We start from the raw sequence: 1,411 nt of genomic DNA, 5'->3' as shown, positions 1-1,411 counted from the left end.
AACGACTTGTCGAGGACGACGTTGCGGCCCTTCGGCCCGAGCGTCACCTTGACGGCGTTGGCGAGAATGTCGACGCCGCGCAGCATGCGCTCGCGGGCGTCGGTGTGGAACTTCACGTCTTTTGCAGCCATCGTCATACTCCTTCGAAAGGCAGCATCATCGACTGTCTCGGAACGGCCCGGCTCAGGCGGCCTTCCTGGCCGCGACGCCGGCCTCGAGCACGCCCATCACGTCGCTTTCCTTCATGATGAGCAGATCCTCGCCCTCAAGGCGGATCTCGGTGCCCGACCACTTGCCGAACAGGATGCGGTCGCCGACCTTCACCTCGAGGGGCTGCACCGCGCCGCTGTCGTCGCGCGCGCCGGGGCCGACCGCGATCACCTCGCCCTCCTGGGGCTTCTCCTTGGCGGTGTCGGGGATGATGACGCCTCCGGCCGTCCTCTCCTCCGCCTCGATCCGGCGAACCAGAATACGGTCGTGCAATGGACGGAAGTTCATGTTTTCCTCCTGGGACAAACAAGGTTGATCCGTCGCGCCGGAAACCGGCGCGGCGCGGCCTGCTCCGCAGCGCTGCGCGCGGATCATCTGGGCGCGGCGGCGGGGTTGTTCAAGATGCTGCGGCAAAAAAATCAGCAGCACCCCTTGACGGCTGCTAATATGCTGTTTTCGCTCGATGAAATCGATCTCTGCGCTGGCCATCCGCGGCGCGGCGCTGCTAGGATCGATCGGCGACGACCAACCATGGGAGACGCCATGCCGATCGCAAGCGAGCTGGAGCGGCAGATGGCCGGCTATGGCCTGACGACCGCCGAGATCCTCTACCACATGCCCGACCATCCGCACATGCTGCAAAGCTATGTCTGGCAGGCCTATGACGTGGCGCCGGAATTCCCGGAGATGTACCGCTTCCTGGACTTCTGGCAGCGCGAGCTCGACGGGCCGCTGCACTCGGTGCGCTACACGCACCGCCGGCTGATCGGGCCGCAGGAGTGGCACGCGCTGAAGGGCGAGCTGGTTCTGCACTGACGCGCCGAAGGGGTTGCCGTTTTCGCAGGGATGGCGGCGCCCTCGCGGCGAACGCCGGCGCCGCCCCTCATCCGCCCCTTCGGGGCACCTTCTCCCCGCGTGCGGGGAGAAGGGGCGGCGGGCGTCTCGCGCCAGACGCTCTATGACACCTTCTCCCCGCACGCGGGGAGAAGGGGCTGCGGGCGGTAGCGGCCGGGGATGAGACGGTGCGCGGGTGTCGGCGGGCGGAGGAAGGCAGGGCCCGCGCGGTCGGCGCGCGGCCGCGGGCCCCCCTCTGTCGGCTGCGCCGACATCTCCCCCTCAAGGAGGGAGATCGGGCTGGCGGGCGAACGCGTCGCCGCTCCCTCTCCCCGCCTGCGGGGAGAGGGCAGGGTGAGGGGCAGCG

General features: G+C 68.5%; 2 protein-coding genes. One reads left to right on the top strand and one right to left on the bottom strand.

Annotation, left to right across the window (positions count from 1 at the left end; translation table 11 throughout):
- Window positions 1-183: 183 nt before the first annotated feature.
- Window positions 184-498, bottom strand: coding sequence for a co-chaperone GroES (locus N1F89_RS20560; RefSeq protein WP_290086366.1), 315 nt, complete (start codon window positions 496-498; stop codon window positions 184-186).
- Between the two features lie 261 nt (window positions 499-759).
- Here N1F89_RS20560 and N1F89_RS20555 point away from each other — a divergent pair, with 261 nt between their 5' ends.
- Window positions 760-1,026 (top strand): aspartate-semialdehyde dehydrogenase, encoded by a 267-nt coding sequence (locus tag N1F89_RS20555; protein ID WP_290086365.1) that lies wholly within the window; start codon window positions 760-762, stop codon window positions 1,024-1,026.
- Window positions 1,027-1,411: the final 385 nt, after the last annotated feature.

The sequence above is a fragment of the Aquibium sp. A9E412 genome (genome assembly GCF_030398335.1).
GTDB lineage: Bacteria > Pseudomonadota > Alphaproteobacteria > Rhizobiales > Rhizobiaceae > A9E412.
The sequence above is the reverse complement of the archived record's forward strand: the minus strand, read 5'-3'. Positions and strand labels throughout refer to the sequence as shown.